A 16967-nucleotide genomic window follows, 5' to 3' on the forward strand; every position below is an offset into this window, starting at 1 on the left:
CCGCTGCCCAGGAGCCCTGATGCGCGCTGCCCGACTCCCCGCCGTCCTCGCCGCCGCCACCGCGCTGGCCTCGGCCGCCGTCACCGGCTGCACCGCCAAGAGCGACGCGAAGGGCGACGACGCGATCCAGGTCACCGCCGCCGACGCCACCTGCACCACCTCCACCGCGTCCGTCCCGGCCGGCCAGGTCACCCTGAAGATCCGGAACAAGGGGACCAAGGCCACCGAGGTCGAGATCCTCTTCCCGGACGACCGGATCGTCTCGGAGAAGGAGAACATCGGCCCGGGCACCTCGTACACGCTGACCGCCGAGGTCAAGGCCGGTTCGTACGAGATCGCCTGCCGCCCCGGGATGAAGGGCCACGGCGTACGGCAGAAGCTGACCGTCACCGGCGGGAAGGCCGCCGCGCGCGACCCCGAGCTGGACAAGGCCGTCGCCGCCTACCGCGACTACGCGCAGGAGCAGGCCGACGACACCCTCGTGAAGGCCGGGACCTTCGTGAAGGCGGTCCGGGCGGGCGACCTGGCCGCGGCGAAGCGGGCGTACGCCCCCTCCCGGATCGGCTGGGAGCGCACCGAGCCGGTCGCCGAGTCCTTCGGCGACATCGACCCCAAGGTCGACACCCGCGCCGACGGCCTGGAGGAGGGCCAGGAGTGGACCGGCTGGCACCGGCTGGAGAAGGCGCTCTGGCAGGGCGGGAAGATCGGCGCGGCCGAGAAGACCCTCGCCGGCCGGCTGGAGACCGATCTGAAGGACTGGCAGAAGCGGGTCGGCACCGCGCAGATCACCCCCACCTCCATGGCCAACGGCGCCAAGGAACTCCTCGACGAGGTCGCCACCGGCAAGGTCACCGGCGAGGAGGACCGCTACGCGCACACCGACCTGGTCGACTTCAAGGCCAACGTCGAGGGCGCGCAGAAGGCGTACGAGCTGCTGAAGCCGGTCGCCGCGAAGAAGGACGCCGCGCTGACCGGCGAACTGGACCGGCAGTTCACGGCGCTGAACACGCTGCTCGACACGTACCGGACGGACCCGGACGGGTACGAGTTCACCTCGTACGACAAGGTCGGCACCGCCGGCCGCAAGAAGCTGTCGGACGCGGTCAACGCGCTCGCCGAACCGCTGTCCCGGCTCGCCGCCACCGTGGTGAAGTGACGGAGCGGAGGCGACGACGATCATGACGCGGAGCACGGCCGGGCAGGAGCCCGGGCAGTCCGGGGAGTCCGGGGAGTCCGGGGAGTCCGGGGAGCCGGGGGCGTCCGAGCGGTCCGAGCGGCTCAGGAGCGCGCCCGGGCGGCGCGCGCTGCTCGGCTGGGGCGGCGCCGGGCTGGTCCTCGGCGCCGCCGCGGCCGGCGGCGCGGTGGCCGTGGCCCGTGCCGGTGACGACGACCCGGCCGGCACCGGCGGCGCCGTCCCCTTCCACGGCCCCCACCAGGCGGGCATCGCCACCCCGGTCCAGGACCGGCTGCACTTCGCCGCGTTCGACGTGACCACTGACGACCGGGCCGCGTTCGTCCGGTTGCTCAAGGACTGGACGGCGGCGGCGCGGCGGATGACGGCCGGGCGGGCCGTCGGGGAGGGCGCCTACGGCGGCCTGGCCGAGGCACCCCCGGACGACACCGGCGAGGCACTCGGCCTCCCGCCCTCCCGGCTCACCCTGACCCTGGGCTTCGGACCCTCCCTCTTCGACCGGTTCGGCCTCGCCGGCCGGCGGCCCGCGGCCCTGGTCGACCTGCCCCGCTTCCCCGGCGACAACCTGGAGGAGTCCCGCACGGGCGGCGACCTGTGCGTCCAGGCCTGCGCCGACGACCCGCAGGTCGCCGTGCACGCGATCCGCAACCTGGCCCGCATCGGCTTCGGCAAGGTCGCCGTCCGCTGGTCCCAGCTCGGCTTCGGCAAGACCTCGTCGACGACGCCCGGCGCGCAGACCCCGCGCAACCTCTTCGGGTTCAAGGACGGCACCCGGAACATCGCGGGCACCGAGACGGACCGGCTGGAGAAGTACGTCTGGGCCGGCGCGGGCGACGAGCGCTGGATGACCGGCGGCTCGTACCTGGTCGCCCGGCGCATCCGGATGAACATCGAGGTCTGGGACCGTACGCCGCTGCGGGAGCAGGAGGACGTCTTCGGCCGGGACAAGGGCGAGGGCGCGCCGGCCGGCCGGGCGAAGGAGCATGACGCGCCGTTCCTGAAGGCGATGAAGCCCGACGCGCACGTCCGGCTCGCGCACCCCGACTCCAACGGCGGCGTCACCATCCTGCGCCGGGGCTACTCCTTCACCGACGGCACGGACGGCCTCGGCCGGCTGGACGCCGGTCTGTTCTTCCTGGCCTACCAGCGCGATCCGCGAACCGGGTTCATTCCGCTGCAACGCCGGCTCGCGGCGTCGGACGCGCTCAACGAGTACATCCAGCACGTGGGTTCCGCGGTCTTCGCGATCCCGCCCGGCGTTCGTGACGCGAGCGACTGGTGGGGGCGGACGCTGTTCTCCGAGGAGGCGTAGATCGGTGTTCTCCAATTACCTGATCGGACTGCGCGAGGGGCTGGAGGCCAGCCTCGTCGTCTGCATCCTGATCGCCTACCTGGTCAAGACCGGCCGCCGGGACGCCCTGCGGCCGGTCTGGACGGGCATCGGCATCGCGATCGCCCTCGCGCTCGGCTTCGGCTGCGTCCTGGAGTTCGGGTCGCAGGAGCTGACGTTCCAGGCGCAGGAAGCGCTCGGCGGCTCCCTGTCGATCGTCGCCGTGGTCCTGGTGACGTGGATGGTCTTCTGGATGCGGCGTACCGCCCGCCATCTGAGGACCGAACTGCACGGCCGGCTCGACGCGGCCCTGGCGATGGGCACCGGGGCGCTGGTCGCCACCGCGCTCCTCGCGGTGGGCCGGGAAGGGCTGGAGACCGCGCTGTTCGTGTGGGCGTCGGTGCACGCGGCCGGCGACGGCACCCCGCGCCCGCTGATCGGCGTCGCCCTCGGCCTGGCCACCGCCGTCCTGCTGGGCTGGCTGTTCTACCGCGGCGCGCTGCGGATCGACCTCGCCAGGTTCTTCACCTGGACCGGCGGCATGCTGGTGGTCGTCGCGGCCGGTGTGCTCGCGTACGGCGTCCACGACCTCCAGGAGGCCGACCTGCTGCCCGGCCTGACCAGCCTCGCCTTCGACATCAGCGGCACGGTGCCGCCGGACAGCTGGTACGGCACCCTGCTCAAGGGCGTGTTCAACTTCCAGCCCGACCCCACGGTCCTCCAGGCCGCCGTGTGGCTGCTGTACCTGCTCCCGGCCCTCGCGCTGTTCCTGGCCCCGGCGGGGTTCGCGGCCGGCCGGGGTGAGGCCGGGACGGAACCGGCCCCGCCCGCGTCATAGCGGCCGGTACGAGGGGTTCCGGCGGCCCCGGCGGGCGGGCACTGTGGGAGGACGGTCCCCCGCAGTCGTAGAGCAGGCGGTGACAGGAACATGGCACGCTTCGCCACCGGACGGCCCTGCCTGGACCTCCTCGCCACCGCCCACCCCGCCGAACGCCTCGATTCCGTCGAGGCCCTGCGCGCCTGGATCACCGGTTCCGGGCTGGTGCCGCCGGGCACCCCCCTCGACCACGCCGACACCGGCTGGCTCGCCGGGTTCCGGGAACTGCGGGCGCACACGGGGCGGCTGGTGCGGGACCGGCTCTCCGCCGGGACGGGTCCGCCCGCCGCGGCCGTGGCCGGCGCCCTCGACCGCGTCAACGACCTCGCCCGCGACGCGCCTCCGGCGCCCCGGGTGGTCGTCGGCGAGGAGGGGCTGCTCGTACGGGAGCTGGCGGGGCCGCCGGCGTGCTCCGCGCTGCTGGGGGCTCTCGCCCGGGACGCGGTGGAGCTGCTCACCGATCCCGTCGCCCGTGGCTGTCTGCGGCAGTGCGAGGGGGATCACTGCACCGTCGTCTACCTCGACACCTCCCGTGGCCGGCGGCGGCGGTGGTGCTCCAGCGAGGTCTGCGGCAATCGGGAGCGGGTCGCTCGCCACCGGCGGCGGGTCGCTGCGGTGGCCCGGGCGTGACGGGTTTCGGTCGCCGAGCGCCGCGCCCGCAGGAAGCGCCGCAACCTCTACCTGGTGGGCACCGCCGCCGCGCTGATCGTCGGCGGCCCGTTCGCCGCCGTGGCCACCACCGGCGGCGGTGACGACGGCCGGACCACCGAGGCGCGGGGCTCCGGCACCGCCCGGGAGGCCTTCGGCGGCCTGACCGACCGGGTCAGCGCCACCGACCCCGGCACCCAGGTCAGCGCGACCGTCGCCCTGGAGGAGAAGGCCTGGGGGACGCGCGCGGTCCTGGAGCTGAAGAACGTCAAGGGTCCCGAGAAGCGCGCGCTGATCGCCGTGGGCAAGAACGGCGAGCGCGAGACGCTCACCTCCTGGTCGGTCCCCGCACGGGGCTGCGGCATCCCGGACGCCACCACCGCCAAAGCCAGGGAACCGCTGTACGTCGACGGCGGCGCCGCCCTCACGCCGAACCAGATCGACCACTTCGAGGTCATGACCTTCGACGGGAAGCGTCTGGTGGAGACCGACGCGTAGCTTCACGCGCCCCCTTCGCGTACGGTTGACGGCTGCCCAGCACGTCAGAAGGGGGCCCGGTGGCCGCACAGGCGCAACAGGATTCGGCCGTCGACTCGGACCGGGACGCCGTACGCGACGCACCCGTACGCGACGATTCCGTACGCGACGAACCCGTGAGCGACGCACCCGTACGCGACGATTCCGTACGCGACCGAGAGATCAGCCGGGAGCAGGCACACCTGGACCGGGTGTACCGCCGACTGGAGGAGAAGATCCACGAGGCGGAGTTCCTCATGGACGACGCGGCCCGGCGCGGCCAGGTGGGCACGCCCGGCGCGCTGGCCGAGCGCGACGCCCAGGTCTTCCGGGCGGGGGTCCACCTCAACCGGCTGAACAGCGAGTTCGAGGACTTCCTCTTCGGCCGGATCGACCTGCTGCGGGGGAAGGACGGCAAGAGGGGCCCGGACGGCGCGTACACCGCCGTGGAGCCCGCCGAGGGGGCCGTACGGCCGGACAGCACCGCGGACATCGCCGAGACCCTGCACATCGGCCGGATCGGCGTCCTGGACGCCGAGTACGCCCCGCTGGTCATCGACTGGCGGGCGCCCGCCGCCGCGCCGTTCTACCGGTCCACGCCGGTCGACCCCGGGCGGGTCGTGCGCCGGCGCGTGATCCGCTCCAAGGGGCGGCGCGTCCTCGGCGTCGAGGACGACCTGATGCGCCCCGAGATCACCGCGTACCTCGACGGCGAGGAGCTGCCCGTCATCGGCGACGGCGCCCTGATGGCCGCCCTCGGCCAGGCCCGCACCCACTCCATGCGGGACATCGTCGCCTCCATCCAGGCCGAGCAGGACCTGGTCATCCGCGCCCCCGCCGCCTCCGTCGCCCAGGTCGAGGGCGGCCCCGGCACCGGCAAGACCGCCGTCGCCCTGCACCGGGCGGCGTACCTGCTCTACCAGGACCGGCGCCGCTACTCCGGCGGCATCCTGATCGTCTCCCCGACCCCGCTGCTCGTGGCGTACACCGAGGGCGTCCTGCCCTCCCTCGGCGAGGAGGGCCAGGTGGCGATCCGCGCCATCGGCTCCCTGGTCGACGAGGCCGAGGCGACGCTCTACGACACCCCCTCGACCGCCCGCGCCAAGGGCTCGGCCCGGATGCTGAAGGTGCTGCGCCGGGCCGCGCGCGGTGCCCTGGAGCACCCCGGCGCTCCGGCCCGGCTCCGCGTCGTCGCCTTCGGCCGGCGTCTCGAACTGGAGGCCGAGGAACTGGCGGAGATCCGCCGCAACGTCCTCACCGGCACCGCCCCGGTCAACCTGCTGCGCCCGCGCGCCCGCAAGCTGCTCCTGGACGCCCTGTGGGCGAAGTCCGGCGGCGCCACCCGGCACACCGACCCGGAGCTGGCCGCCGAGCTGCGCTCCTCCTTCGACGAGGACGTCACCTCCGAGGACCCGTTCGTCGCCTTCCTGGACGCCTGGTGGCCCGAGCTGACCCCGCGCTCGGTGCTCGCCGCGATGGCCGACGAGAAGCGGCTGGGCCGCTGGTCGCGCCGGGTGCTCAACCCCGGCGAGGTGCGCCGGGTGGCCCGCTCGCTGAGACGGGACGGGTACTCCGTCCACGACATCGCCCTGCTCGACGAACTGCACGCGGTGCTCGGCGCCCCGGCCCGGCCCCGCAAGCGCCGGGAACTGGACCCGCTGGACCAGCTCACCGGCCTGGAGGAGCTGATGCCGCAGCGCGAGGAGACCCGCCGCGAGCGCGCCGAGCGGCTGGCCCAGGAGCGGGTGGAGTACGCGCACGTCATCGTGGACGAGGCGCAGGACCTCACGCCGATGCAGTGGCGGATGGTCGGCCGCCGCGGCCGGCACGCCACCTGGACGGTGGTCGGCGACCCGGCCCAGTCCTCCTGGTCGGACCCGGACGAGGCGGCGGCGGCCCGCGACGAGGCCCTGGGCTCCCGCCCGCGCCGCCGCTTCGAGCTGACCGTGAACTACCGCAACCCGGCCGAGATCGCCGATCTGGCGGCCAGGGTCCTGGCCCTCGCCATGCCCGGCGCCGCCGCGCCGCGGGCGGTCCGCTCCACGGGCGTCGAGCCGCGCTTCGCCGTCGTCCGGGACACCCTGGCCGCCACCGTCCGCGAGGAGGCGGCGCGGCTGCTGGAGCGGGTCGACGGCACGGTCGGCGTCGTCGTCGCCATGGACCGGCGCGAGGAGGCCCGCCGCTGGCTCGCCGGGCTGGGGGACCGGGTGGTGGCGCTGGGCAGCCTGGAGGCCAAGGGCCTGGAGTACGACGCGACGGTGGTGGTCTCGCCCGCTGAGATCGCCGACGAGTCCCCGGCCGGGCTGCGGGTCCTCTACGTCGCCCTGACCCGGGCCACCCAGCAGCTCACGGTGGTCTCGGGGGAGCGGGACGAGCCGGACGCGGCCGGGGTGCCGGACCTGCTGCGCGACTGACCCCGACGGCACGGGAGCGGGGCCCGCACCGTCCGGTGCGGGCCCCGCTCTCCTGTGACGTAGGTGACACCGACCCGCCATGCTCGCCTCGCGGCAAGTGGTCGCTCGTAGCGACGATGGTTGGGCCCGGGGGCTTGGATCGGGCCGGTGCCATGTCCAAGGTAACAAACGATCCCCGCAAGACAATTCCCGTCCCGGGGTTCTCTTCCCCCGAGTTCTCAGTTCTCGTATGGTGGAAGTCATTTTCCGCTTTGTCGTCGCGGTCGGGGGCGGCTACCACGTACTCAGGGGTAGGTGCGACCATCGGACGGCACAACGGCACAACCAAGCGACACGGTAAAAGCAGAGGAAGTCGGCCATGGCTACGGCGCCCAGCGTCTCCTACTCGATGACCATCAGGCTGGAGGTGCCCGCGAGCGGAACCGCCGTCTCGCAGCTCACCACCGCCGTGGAGTCCTCCGGAGGCTCGGTGACCGGCCTCGACGTCACGGCGTCGGGCCACGACAAGCTCCGGATCGACGTCACCATCGCCGCCGGCTCCACCTCCCACGCCGACGAGATCGTGCAGGAACTGCGCGGCATCGAGGGCGTCACGCTCGGCAAGGTCTCCGACCGTACGTTCCTGATGCACCTCGGCGGCAAGATCGAGATGCAGTCCAAGCACCCCATCCGCAACCGTGACGACCTCTCCATGATCTACACCCCGGGCGTCGCCCGCGTGTGCATGGCGATCGCGGAGAACCCCGAGGACGCCCGCCGCCTGACCATCAAGCGCAACTCCGTCGCGGTCGTGACGGACGGCTCGGCGGTGCTGGGCCTGGGCAACATCGGCCCGAAGGCCGCGCTCCCCGTCATGGAGGGCAAGGCGGCCCTGTTCAAGCGGTTCGCCGGGATCGACGCCTGGCCGATCTGCCTGGACACCCAGGACACCGACGCGATCGTGGAGATCGTCAAGGCGATCGCCCCGGGCTTCGCCGGCATCAACCTGGAGGACATCTCCGCGCCCCGCTGCTTCGAGATCGAGGCCCGGCTGCGCGAGGCCCTGGACATCCCCGTCTTCCACGACGACCAGCACGGCACCGCCATCGTCGTCCTCGCCGCCCTCACCAACGCCCTGCGCGTGGTCGACAAGGGCATCGAGAGCGTGCGGGTGGTCATGTCCGGCGCGGGCGCGGCCGGTACGGCGATCCTGAAGCTGCTGCTGGCCGCCGGGGTGAAGAACGCCGTCGTCGCCGACATCCACGGTGTGGTCCACGCCGGCCGCGAGGACCTCGTCGACGCCGCCCCCGGGTCGGCGCTGCGCTGGATCGCGGACAACACCAACCCCGAGGGCCTCACCGGCACCCTCAAGGAGGCCGTGCGCGGCGCCGACGTCTTCATCGGCGTCTCCGCCCCGAACGTGCTGGACGGCGACGACGTGGCCGCCATGGCGGACGGCGCGATCGTCTTCGCCCTCGCCAACCCCGACCCCGAGGTCGACCCCGCCGTCGCCCGCCGGACGGCCGCCGTGGTCGCCACCGGCCGCAGCGACTTCCCGAACCAGATCAACAACGTGCTGGTCTTCCCGGGCGTCTTCCGCGGCCTGCTGGACGCCCAGTCCCGCACCGTCAACACCGAGATGATGCTCGCCGCCGCGCAGGCCCTGGCGGGCGTCGTCACCGAGGACGAGCTGAACCCCAACTACATCGTGCCCTCGGTCTTCAACGACAAGGTCGCCGGCGCCGTCGCCGGCGCGGTGCGCGACGCGGCGAAGGCGGCGGGCGTCACCGTCTGACCGGCGCCGCGGGGCGCCGGCTGTGAGGATCACCACGGACCGCGGGGTCCTCACCCGGCGCGTCGCGCGCCCGGCGCCGCGCGACGGCCCCCTAAGGTGGGCGGCCGGGCCCCGGCCGTCTCTACGTGTGACTCCCAAGGGCGTTCTCACGACTCCTGCGGGTGCCGGATTGGCTTTACCGCCGCAGGTAGAGGCAGGATGCCTCCCTGGGCGCGTGGGTCCGGCACCGGACCCGGGTCCGGGGACTGTCCGAGGACCCTGGCAGCATCGGCTTCGCTGTGCCCAACATGCGGCCTGGCCGCGTGGCACGCCTCAACGGCAAGAAAGACACGGGAGTAACAACATGAACCGCAGTGAGCTGGTGGCCGCGCTGGCCGACCGCGCCGAGGTGACCCGCAAGGACGCCGACGCCGTGCTGGCCGCGTTCGCCGACGTCGTCGGCGACATCGTCTCCAAGGGCGACGAGAAGGTCACCATCCCCGGCTTCCTGACCTTCGAGCGCACCCACCGTGCCGCTCGCACCGCCCGCAACCCGCAGACCGGCGAGCCGATCCAGATCCCGGCCGGCTACAGCGTGAAGGTCTCCGCGGGCTCGAAGCTCAAGGAAGCCGCCAAGGGCAAGTGAGCGTTCACGTGTGAGCGCCGCGGGGATCTGCGGGCCCGTCGTGGCTGGTCGCGCAGTTCCCCGCGCCCCTTTCGGGGCGCCGTACGCAACGCCGATGGGGCGGTCACCCGGACTCGGGTGACCGCCCCATCGGCGTTGCGGCGGGGGTCTAGCCGAGTGCCTTGCCCGGCAGTTCCACCTTCGCGCCCAGTTCCACGAGCTTCTCCATGAAGTTCTCGTAGCCGCGGTTGATCAGGTCGATGCCGTGCACCCGGGAGGTGCCCTGGGCGGCCAGCGCCGCGATCAGGTACGAGAAGCCGCCGCGCAGGTCGGGGATGACCAGGTCGGCGCCCTCCAGCTCGGTGGGCCCGGAGACGACGGCCGAGTGCAGGAAGTTGCGCTGGCCGAAGCGGCAGTCGGAGCCGCCCAGGCACTCGCGGTAGAGCTGGATGTGGGCGCCCATCTGGTTCAGCGCCGAGGTGAAGCCGAGCCGGGACTCGTAGACCGTCTCGTGGACGATGGACAGGCCCGTGGCCTGGGTGAGCGCCACCACCAGCGGCTGCTGCCAGTCGGTCTGGAAGCCGGGGTGCACGTCCGTCTCCAGGGCGATGGACTTGAGCCGGCCGCCCGGGTGCCAGAAGCGGATGCCCTCGTCGTCGATCTCGAAGGCGCCGCCCACCTTGCGGTAGGTGTTCAGGAACGTCATCATCGACCGCTGCTGGGCGCCGCGGACGTAGATGTTCCCCTGGGTCGCCAGCGCCGCCGACGCCCAGGAGGCGGCCTCCAGGCGGTCGGACAGGGCGTGGTGGTTGTAGCCGCCGAGCCGGTCCACGCCCGTGACGCGGATGGTCCGGTCGGTGTCCATGGCGATGATCGCGCCCATCTTCTGCAGGACGCAGATGAGGTCCTCGATCTCGGGCTCCACGGCCGCGTTGGACAGCTCCGTGACGCCCTCCGCGAGCACCGCCGTCAGCAGCACCTGCTCGGTCGCGCCGACCGACGGGTACGGCAGCCGGATCTTGGTGCCGCGCAGCCGCTGCGGGGCCTCCAGGTACTGTCCGTCGGCGCGCTTCTCGATGGTCGCGCCGAACTGCCGCAGCACGTCGAAGTGGAAGTCGATGGGCCGGCCGCCGATGTCGCAGCCGCCCAGGCCGGGGATGAAGGCGTGCCCGAGGCGGTGCAGCAGCGGGCCGCAGAAGAGGATCGGGATGCGGCTCGACCCCGCGTGGGCGTCGATGTCGGCGACGTTGGCGCTCTCCACGTGCGTGGGGTCGAGCACCAGTTCGCCCGGCTCGTCGCCCGGACGGACCGTCACCCCGTGCAGTTGCAGCAGTCCGCGTACGACCCGCACGTCGCGGATGTCCGGAACATTGCGCAGCCGGCTCGGCGCGCTGCCGAGGAGTGCGGCCACCATGGCCTTCGGTACGAGGTTCTTCGCACCGCGGACACGGATCTCGCCCTCCAGCGGGGTTCCGCCGTGGACAAGCAGTACGTCATCAGCGCCGTTGACGGTCATGAATCTCGCGTTCCGTGGAGTGGGGCAGGGGCCAGAAGGGAAAGGGTAATCGTCTCGCGGGCCGCGGCCGTAAGCCCGGCACCGCACAGCCGTTTCATGGTTCTGTCACAACACGAACGGTCCCTTGTCGGGCACGCACGGTAACCGCCGCGGGCACGCGCGGTCACCGCCGCGGGCGCGTACCGGGGCGTACCGGGGCGTCCCGGGGGTCGCGTTCACTCCGGTGCCTCCGGCCGCCTCCCCATCGCGGGGCGGGATGCGGGATCATGTCAGGCATGACCGAGGTGTCCTCGCTCACAGGGCGGCTGCTCGTGGCCACTCCCGCCCTGGCGGACCCGAACTTCGAGCGTGCGGTGGTGCTGCTCCTCGACCACGACGAGGAGGGCTCCCTCGGTGTCGTCCTGAACCGCCCGACCCCGGTCGGGGTGGGCGACATCCTGGACGGCTGGGCGGAGCTGGCCGGCGACCCCGGCGTCGTCTTCCAGGGCGGCCCGGTCTCCCTGGACTCGGCGCTCGGCGTGGCCGTCGTCCCCGGTGACGGCGACGGCGGCGCCCCGCTGGGCTGGCGCCGGGTGCACGGCGCGATCGGCCTGGTCGACCTGGAGGCGCCGCCGGAGCTGCTCGCGCCGGCCGTGGGCAGCCTGCGGATCTTCGCCGGGTACGCCGGCTGGGGACCGGGCCAGCTGGAGGACGAACTCGCCGAGGGCGCCTGGTACGTGGTGGAGTCCGAGCCCGGTGACGTCTCCTCGCCGCTGCCCGGCCGGCTCTGGCGGGAGGTGCTGCGCCGCCAGCGCAGCGAGCTGGCGATGGTGGCGACCTACCCGGACGACCCGTCGCTCAACTGAAGCGGGTGCGCTTCAGTACCCTTGGCGGTTATGAGCACTCTTGAGCCCGAGCGCGGGACTGGTACGGGGACCCTCGTCGAGCCGACACCGCAGGTGTCCCACGGTGACGGCGACCACGAGCGCTTCGCCCACTACGTCCAGAAGGACAAGATCATGGCGAGCGCGCTCGACGGCACGCCCGTCGTGGCGCTGTGCGGCAAGGTCTGGGTGCCGGGCCGCGACCCGAAGAAGTACCCGGTGTGCCCCATGTGCAAGGAGATCTACGAGTCCATGAGCGGCGGCGGCGACGAGGGCAAGGGCGACGGCAAGAAGTAGCCCGCCCGGGTCCCCCGGCTCACCCGGCTTTTCCGCAGGCCCCCGGAGCGCGTGCCGACGCGCTCCGGGGGCCTGCGCGTTGCCGCGGAAATGGTTCAGACCTCTTGTGGACACGTTCCTGTAGTCCTTAGCCTCCATGGTGTTGTGCAGAGCGAAATCGCCATTGCGTATGTTGCAACGCCTGCTTGCGGAGGACCGCTGTATGAAGCTCCCCGTCCGACTTGCCCTGCTGCTCACCGCCCTCACCGCCACCGCCGTCTCCGCCTGCGCGCCCCAGACGTCCGGCGGCTCGCCCTCCGGCGCGGACGAGACCTCCGGCACCCTGCGGGTCTGGCTCTTCCAGGAGGTCGGCAACCAGCCGAAGGAACAGGTCGTCGACGCCGTCCTGGCCGGCTTCGAGAAGGACCACGAGGGCACCGACGTCACCGTCGAGTACATCCCCGTCGAGACCCGCGCGCAGCGCGTCAAGGCCGCCTTCAACGACCCCGCCTCGGCACCCGACGTCATCGAGTACGGCAACACCGACACCGCCGGCTATGTCGCGGACGGCGGACTGGCGGACGTCACCGCCGAGTTCGGCGCCTGGAGCGAGGCGAAGGACACCGACCCGACCGCCCGCCGGTCGGTCACCGTCGACGGCAAGGTTTACGGAGCGCCCTTCTTCGTCGGTGTGCGCGCCCTGTACTACCGCACCGACCTGTTCCGGAGACTGGGCCTGGAACCGCCCCGCTCGCTCGCGGAACTGACCACCGCCGCACGTGAGATCCGGGCCGCCGAGCCCGGCCTGTACGGACTCGCTGTCGGCGGCGCCTACACCTACGGCGCGCTGCCCTTCCTGTGGGCCCACGGCGGTGACGTGACCGACCTGGACAGCGCCGCGTCCCGCGCCGGCGTCGAGGCGTACACCGGTCTCTTCGGCGACGACAACTGCCCCGCCGCGAAGTGCGCCGGGATGGGCGGCAACGACACGGTGACCGCGTTCGCCGCCGGCAAGGCGGGCATGGCCATCGGCGGCGACTTCAGCCACCAGGCCGTCGAGGCGGGCAAGGTGAAGGGGAAGTACGCCGTCGTCCCGCTGCCCGGGGTCAGGCCCGGCTCGGTCGCACCGGCCTTCGCGGGCGGCAACAACATCGGGGTGCTGAAGTCCACCTCCCACCGGACCCTCGCCGTCGACCTGATGAAGCGGCTCGCCTCCAAGGAGACGCAAGGCAAGCTGTTCGAGGCGATGGGATTCCTGCCGACCTTCGAGGACGTACGGGACGACGCGGCGGCGAAGGAGCCGTTCGTGCGGCCGTTCGTGAAGACGCTGGAGGCGGGGACGGAGTTCGTGCCGGTCTCACCGGGGTGGGCCGCCGTCGATTCCGGCGCGGTGCTGCCGACGATGTACCAGCGGGTCGTGAGCGGCCGCGAGACGGTCGCCGCCGCGACCGGGGACGCCGCCCGCGAGGTGGACGAGGCGCTGGGCGACGCCCGGTGACGGTGGCCTCCCGGACGCCGGCGGGCCGCGCCGCCCCGCGCCCGCGGCCGGCCGCGACCCCGCGCCGCACAGGGCGGGCCGGCACCCCCTGGATCTATCTCGCCCCCGCGCTCGTCGTCCTCGGCGGCCTGCTCGTCTACCCCGTCTACCAGCTCGGGCTGATCTCCTTCCTGGAGTACACGCAGGCCCAGGTCAGCGGCGGGCAGCCGACCTCCTTCCGGGGGCTCGGGAACTACGCCGAGCTGTTCGGGGACCCCGAGTTCTGGCGGGTGCTGCTCGCCACCGTCCTCTTCGCCGCCGCCTGCGTGGTGTCGACCCTGGCCGTCGGCTGCGCGCTCGCCGTCCTGCTGACCCGGGTCCGGGCCGTGCCGCGCCTGGTGCTGATGCTGGCCGCGCTCGGGGCGTGGGCGACGCCCGCGGTGACCGGGTCCACGGTGTGGCTGCTGCTGTTCGACCCCGACTTCGGCCCGGTCAACCGGGTCCTCGGTCTCGGCGACCACTCCTGGACGTACGGGCGGTACAGCGCCTTCGCGCTGGTCCTGCTCGAAGTGGTCTGGTGCTCCTTCCCGTTCGTCATGGTCACCGTCTACGCCGGTATCCGCGCCGTCCCCGCGGAGGTGCTGGAGGCCGCCGCCCTGGACGGCGCCTCCCAGTGGCGGATCTGGCGGTCGGTGCTCGCGCCGATGCTCCGCCCGATCCTGGTCGTCGTCACCGTCCAGTCGGTCATCTGGGACTTCAAGGTCTTCACGCAGATCTACGTCATGACCAACGGCGGCGGCATCGCCGGCCAGAACCTCGTCCTCAACGTCTACGCCTACCAGAAGGCGTTCGCGTCCTCGCAGTACGGCCTCGGCTCCGCGATCGGCGTCGTGATGCTGCTGATCCTGCTCGCCGTGACCCTCGGGTACCTGCGGCTGCTGCGCCGGCAAGGGGAGGAACTGTGAGGCGTCCGTGGAGATTCGCGGCGGAGGCGAGCGCGCTGCTGATCGCGGCGGTGGTCGCGTTCCCGCTGTACTGGATGGTGCTGAGCGCTTTCCGGCCGGCCGGGGAGATCGAGTCGGACACGCCCCGGCCCTGGACCCTGGCGCCGTCCCTCGACTCCTTCCGGCGGGTCTTCGGGCAGCAGGAATTCGGCCGCTACTTCCTCAACAGCCTTCTCGTCGCCGGGGTCGTCGTGGTCGCCTCCGCGCTGATCGCGTTTCTCGCGGCGACCGCCGTGACGCGATTCCGGTTCCGTTTCCGCACCACCCTGCTGATCATGTTCCTGGTGGCCCAGATGGTGCCCGTGGAAGCGCTCACCATCCCCTTGTTCTTCCTCATGCGCGACCTCGGCCAGTTGAACACACTGGGGTCGCTGATCCTGCCCCACATCGCGTTCTCGCTGCCGTTCGCGATCTGGATGCTGCGCGGTTTCGTGAAAGCCGTACCGGAGGCCCTGGAGGAGGCCGCCTACCTGGACGGGGCGAGCCGGTCGCGATTCCTCTGGCAGGTCCTTTTCCCGCTCGTCTTCCCCGGCCTCGTGGCCACCAGCGTCTTTTCCTTCATCTCCACCTGGAACGACTTCCTGTTCGCCAAGTCGTTCCTCATCAGCGACACCTCGCAGTCGACCCTGCCGATGGCGCTGCTGGTCTTCTACAACCCGGACGACCCCGACTGGGGCGGCGTCATGGCCGCGTCCACGGTGATGACGATCCCGGTGCTGGTCTTCTTCGTACTCGTGCAACGACGACTCGTCTCCGGCCTGGGCGGAGCGGTGAAGGACTGATATGACCATGAGCACCGACCTCGTACCGGCCCCCCGGGAACTGCGCACGGGCCCGGCCGGACCGGTCCGCCTCGGTCCCGGGACCCGGCTGGCGGCCGGCCCCGGCACCGAGGGCGTGGCCCGCCGGCTGCGGGAGACGCTCGGCGCGGCGACCGGGCTGCCGCTGGCGGACGGTGACGGCCCCGAGCGGATCGAGCTGGCCGTCGACCCGGGACTGCCGGCCGAGGGGTACCGGCTGGCCACCGGGGAACGGCACGTGCGGATCGGGGGCGGCAGCCCCGCCGGCGTCTTCTGGGGCACGCAGACCCTGCGCCAGCTCCTCGGCCCCGACGCCTTCCGCCGCGCGCCCGTACGGCCCGACCGGGTCTGGGAACTGCCCCGCGTCACCGTCGAGGACGCCCCCCGTTTCCGCTGGCGGGGCCTGATGCTGGACGTCGCCCGGCACTTCCTGCCCAAGGACGGCGTCCTGCGTTATCTCGACCTGATGGCCGCCCACAAACTCAACGTCTTCCACTTCCATCTGACGGACGATCAGGGATGGCGGATCGAGATCGAGCGCTACCCGGAGCTGACCGCGACCGGCGCCTGGCGCCCCCGCACCAAATGGGGCCATCGCGCCTCACCGCTCTGGGACGACAAGCCGCACGGCGGTTTCTACACCCAGGACGACATCCGCGAGATCGTCGCCTACGCCGCCGAACGGCACATCACCGTCGTCCCCGAAATCGACGTGCCCGGACACTCCCAGGCGGCCATCGCCGCCTATCCGGAACTCGGCAACACCGACGTCGTCGACACCTCCGCACTCGGCGTCTGGGACACCTGGGGCATCTCCCCGAACGTCCTCGCGCCCACCGAACACACCCTGCGCTTCTACGAAGGCGTCTTCGAGGAACTCCTCGCCCTCTTCCCCGGCGAGTTCATTCACGTCGGCGGCGACGAATGCCCCAAGGACCAATGGCGCCGCTCGGCCGTCGCCAAGGCCCGCACGGAGGACCTGAAACTGCCGAACGAGGACGCGCTGCAGTCCTGGTTCATCGGGCACTTCGCGTCCTGGCTCGCCGCGCGCGGACGCCGGCTCATCGGCTGGGACGAGATCCTGGAGGGCGGCCTCACGCCGGGCGCCGCGGTCTCCTCCTGGCGCGGCTACCAGGGCGGCGTCGCCGCCGCGCGCGCCGGGCACGACGTCGTCATGTGCCCCGAGCAGTACGTGTACCTGGACCACCGGCAGGACGGCGGCGCCGACGAGCCGGTGCCCATCGGGTACGTGCGCACCCTGGAGGACGTCTACCGGTTCGAGCCCGTCCCGGCGGAGCTGACCGAGGAGGAGGCCGGACGGGTCCTCGGCACCCAGGCCAACGTCTGGACCGAGGTGATGGAGAGCCCGGCCCGCGTCGACTACCAGACCTTCCCGAGGCTCGCCGCCTTCGCCGAGGTCGCCTGGAGCCCCCTGCCCGCCCCGGCCCGGCGGGACTTCGCGGCCTTCGAGCGCCGGATGACCGGCCACTACCGGCGCCTCGACGCCCTCGGCGTCTCCTACCGGCCGCCCGCCGGACCCCGGCCGTGGCAGCGTCGCCCCGGCGTTCTCGGCCGCCCCCTCGACGGCCCGCCCCCGAACAGGTGACGGACGAAGGGGGAGGAGAACTCACGTAACCCCACCTTCTCCCCCTTCTCCCCCTTCTTCGTCTTCGGTC

Annotated in this window: 15 protein-coding genes; 14 read left to right on the plus strand and 1 reads right to left on the minus strand. The window is 72.5% G+C overall.

From position 1 onward, the window contains the following. Positions 1-19 precede the first annotated feature (19 nt). The 8 genes from efeO (at position 20) to Sdagh_RS27950 (ending at position 9376) form a co-directional block, all read left to right on the plus strand. Positions 20-1156: an iron uptake system protein EfeO gene (gene efeO, locus Sdagh_RS27915; protein ID WP_189423343.1), complete on the plus strand. Its 1137-nt coding sequence runs from the start codon at positions 20-22 to the stop codon at positions 1154-1156. Positions 1157-1178: 22 nt separating this feature from the next. Beyond that, a complete protein-coding gene (gene efeB, locus Sdagh_RS27920) occupies positions 1179-2504 on the plus strand; it encodes an iron uptake transporter deferrochelatase/peroxidase subunit (RefSeq protein WP_190078625.1) in 1326 nt (441 codons plus the stop codon). 4 nt (positions 2505-2508) lie between these two features. Next, a complete protein-coding gene (gene efeU, locus Sdagh_RS27925) occupies positions 2509-3360 on the plus strand; it encodes an iron uptake transporter permease EfeU (protein ID WP_189423349.1) in 852 nt (283 codons plus the stop codon). Positions 3361-3450: 90 nt separating this feature from the next. Continuing rightward, positions 3451-4029: a CGNR zinc finger domain-containing protein gene (locus Sdagh_RS27930; RefSeq protein WP_190078624.1), complete on the plus strand. Its 579-nt coding sequence runs from the start codon at positions 3451-3453 to the stop codon at positions 4027-4029. A 54-nt stretch (positions 4030-4083) separates the two neighbouring features. Further along, positions 4084-4545 carry a hypothetical protein gene (locus Sdagh_RS27935; RefSeq protein WP_308288770.1) on the plus strand — a complete coding sequence of 154 codons (462 nt, stop codon included), beginning with the start codon at positions 4084-4086 and terminating at the stop codon, positions 4543-4545. A gap of 59 nt (positions 4546-4604) precedes the next feature. Continuing rightward, entirely contained in the window at positions 4605-6977 is a 2373-nt protein-coding gene (locus Sdagh_RS27940; protein WP_226535898.1) for a HelD family protein, read from the plus strand. Between the two features lie 358 nt (positions 6978-7335). Continuing rightward, entirely contained in the window at positions 7336-8751 is a 1416-nt protein-coding gene (locus tag Sdagh_RS27945) for an NAD-dependent malic enzyme (RefSeq protein WP_226535899.1), read from the plus strand. A gap of 343 nt (positions 8752-9094) precedes the next feature. Next, entirely contained in the window at positions 9095-9376 is a 282-nt protein-coding gene (locus Sdagh_RS27950) for an HU family DNA-binding protein (RefSeq protein WP_003990598.1), read from the plus strand. Positions 9377-9524: 148 nt separating this feature from the next. Here Sdagh_RS27950 and murA read toward each other — a convergent pair whose 3' ends face one another. After that, positions 9525-10871: a UDP-N-acetylglucosamine 1-carboxyvinyltransferase gene (gene murA / locus Sdagh_RS27955; protein WP_189419966.1), complete on the minus strand. Its 1347-nt coding sequence runs from the start codon at positions 10869-10871 to the stop codon at positions 9525-9527. A 275-nt stretch (positions 10872-11146) separates the two neighbouring features. On the opposite strand from murA, the gene Sdagh_RS27960 reads away from it, so the two are divergent. The 6 genes from Sdagh_RS27960 to Sdagh_RS27985 all read left to right on the plus strand — a co-directional run bounded on the left by Sdagh_RS27960 (position 11147) and on the right by Sdagh_RS27985 (position 16897). Next, the gene (locus tag Sdagh_RS27960) at positions 11147-11716 is read left to right on the plus strand and encodes a YqgE/AlgH family protein (RefSeq protein WP_189419967.1); all 570 of its coding nucleotides are present in this window, start codon (positions 11147-11149) and stop codon (positions 11714-11716) included. 30 nt (positions 11717-11746) lie between these two features. After that, positions 11747-12031 carry a DUF3039 domain-containing protein gene (locus Sdagh_RS27965; protein ID WP_189419969.1) on the plus strand — a complete coding sequence of 95 codons (285 nt, stop codon included), beginning with the start codon at positions 11747-11749 and terminating at the stop codon, positions 12029-12031. Between the two features lie 202 nt (positions 12032-12233). Further along, entirely contained in the window at positions 12234-13508 is a 1275-nt protein-coding gene (locus Sdagh_RS27970) for an extracellular solute-binding protein (protein WP_189419972.1), read from the plus strand. Next, a complete protein-coding gene (locus Sdagh_RS27975; protein ID WP_370594892.1) occupies positions 13505-14452 on the plus strand; it encodes a carbohydrate ABC transporter permease in 948 nt (315 codons plus the stop codon). The genes Sdagh_RS27970 and Sdagh_RS27975 overlap by 4 nt, the downstream gene beginning before the upstream one ends. Then, positions 14449-15273, plus strand: coding sequence for a carbohydrate ABC transporter permease (locus Sdagh_RS27980; RefSeq protein ID WP_189419974.1), 825 nt, complete (start codon positions 14449-14451; stop codon positions 15271-15273). The genes Sdagh_RS27975 and Sdagh_RS27980 overlap by 4 nt, the downstream gene beginning before the upstream one ends. Before the next feature lies 1 nt (position 15274). Continuing rightward, on the plus strand, positions 15275-16897 hold the full coding sequence (locus tag Sdagh_RS27985) for a beta-N-acetylhexosaminidase (protein WP_190077275.1): 1623 nt from the start codon (positions 15275-15277) through the stop codon (positions 16895-16897). The last annotated feature ends 70 nt before the right edge of the window (positions 16898-16967 follow it).

Source organism: Streptomyces daghestanicus, from assembly GCF_020521275.1.
Classification (GTDB): domain Bacteria; phylum Actinomycetota; class Actinomycetes; order Streptomycetales; family Streptomycetaceae; genus Streptomyces; species Streptomyces griseoviridis.

What these genes read in the sequence shown, in the direction of transcription:
- efeO (WP_189423343.1), top strand. Translation starts at nt 20, where the DNA reads ATGCGCGCTGCCCGACTCCCCGCCGTCCTCGCCGCCGCCACCGCGCTG.
- efeB (WP_190078625.1), top strand. Translation starts at nt 1,179, where the DNA reads ATGACGCGGAGCACGGCCGGGCAGGAGCCCGGGCAGTCCGGGGAGTCC.
- Sdagh_RS27930 (WP_190078624.1), top strand. Translation starts at nt 3,451, where the DNA reads ATGGCACGCTTCGCCACCGGACGGCCCTGCCTGGACCTCCTCGCCACC.
- Sdagh_RS27945 (WP_226535899.1), top strand. Translation starts at nt 7,336, where the DNA reads ATGGCTACGGCGCCCAGCGTCTCCTACTCGATGACCATCAGGCTGGAG.
- Sdagh_RS27950 (WP_003990598.1), top strand. Translation starts at nt 9,095, where the DNA reads ATGAACCGCAGTGAGCTGGTGGCCGCGCTGGCCGACCGCGCCGAGGTG.
- murA (WP_189419966.1), bottom strand. Translation starts at nt 10,871, where the DNA reads ATGACCGTCAACGGCGCTGATGACGTACTGCTTGTCCACGGCGGAACC.
- Sdagh_RS27960 (WP_189419967.1), top strand. Translation starts at nt 11,147, where the DNA reads ATGACCGAGGTGTCCTCGCTCACAGGGCGGCTGCTCGTGGCCACTCCC.
- Sdagh_RS27965 (WP_189419969.1), top strand. Translation starts at nt 11,747, where the DNA reads ATGAGCACTCTTGAGCCCGAGCGCGGGACTGGTACGGGGACCCTCGTC.
- Sdagh_RS27970 (WP_189419972.1), top strand. Translation starts at nt 12,234, where the DNA reads ATGAAGCTCCCCGTCCGACTTGCCCTGCTGCTCACCGCCCTCACCGCC.
- Sdagh_RS27985 (WP_190077275.1), top strand. Translation starts at nt 15,275, where the DNA reads ATGACCATGAGCACCGACCTCGTACCGGCCCCCCGGGAACTGCGCACG.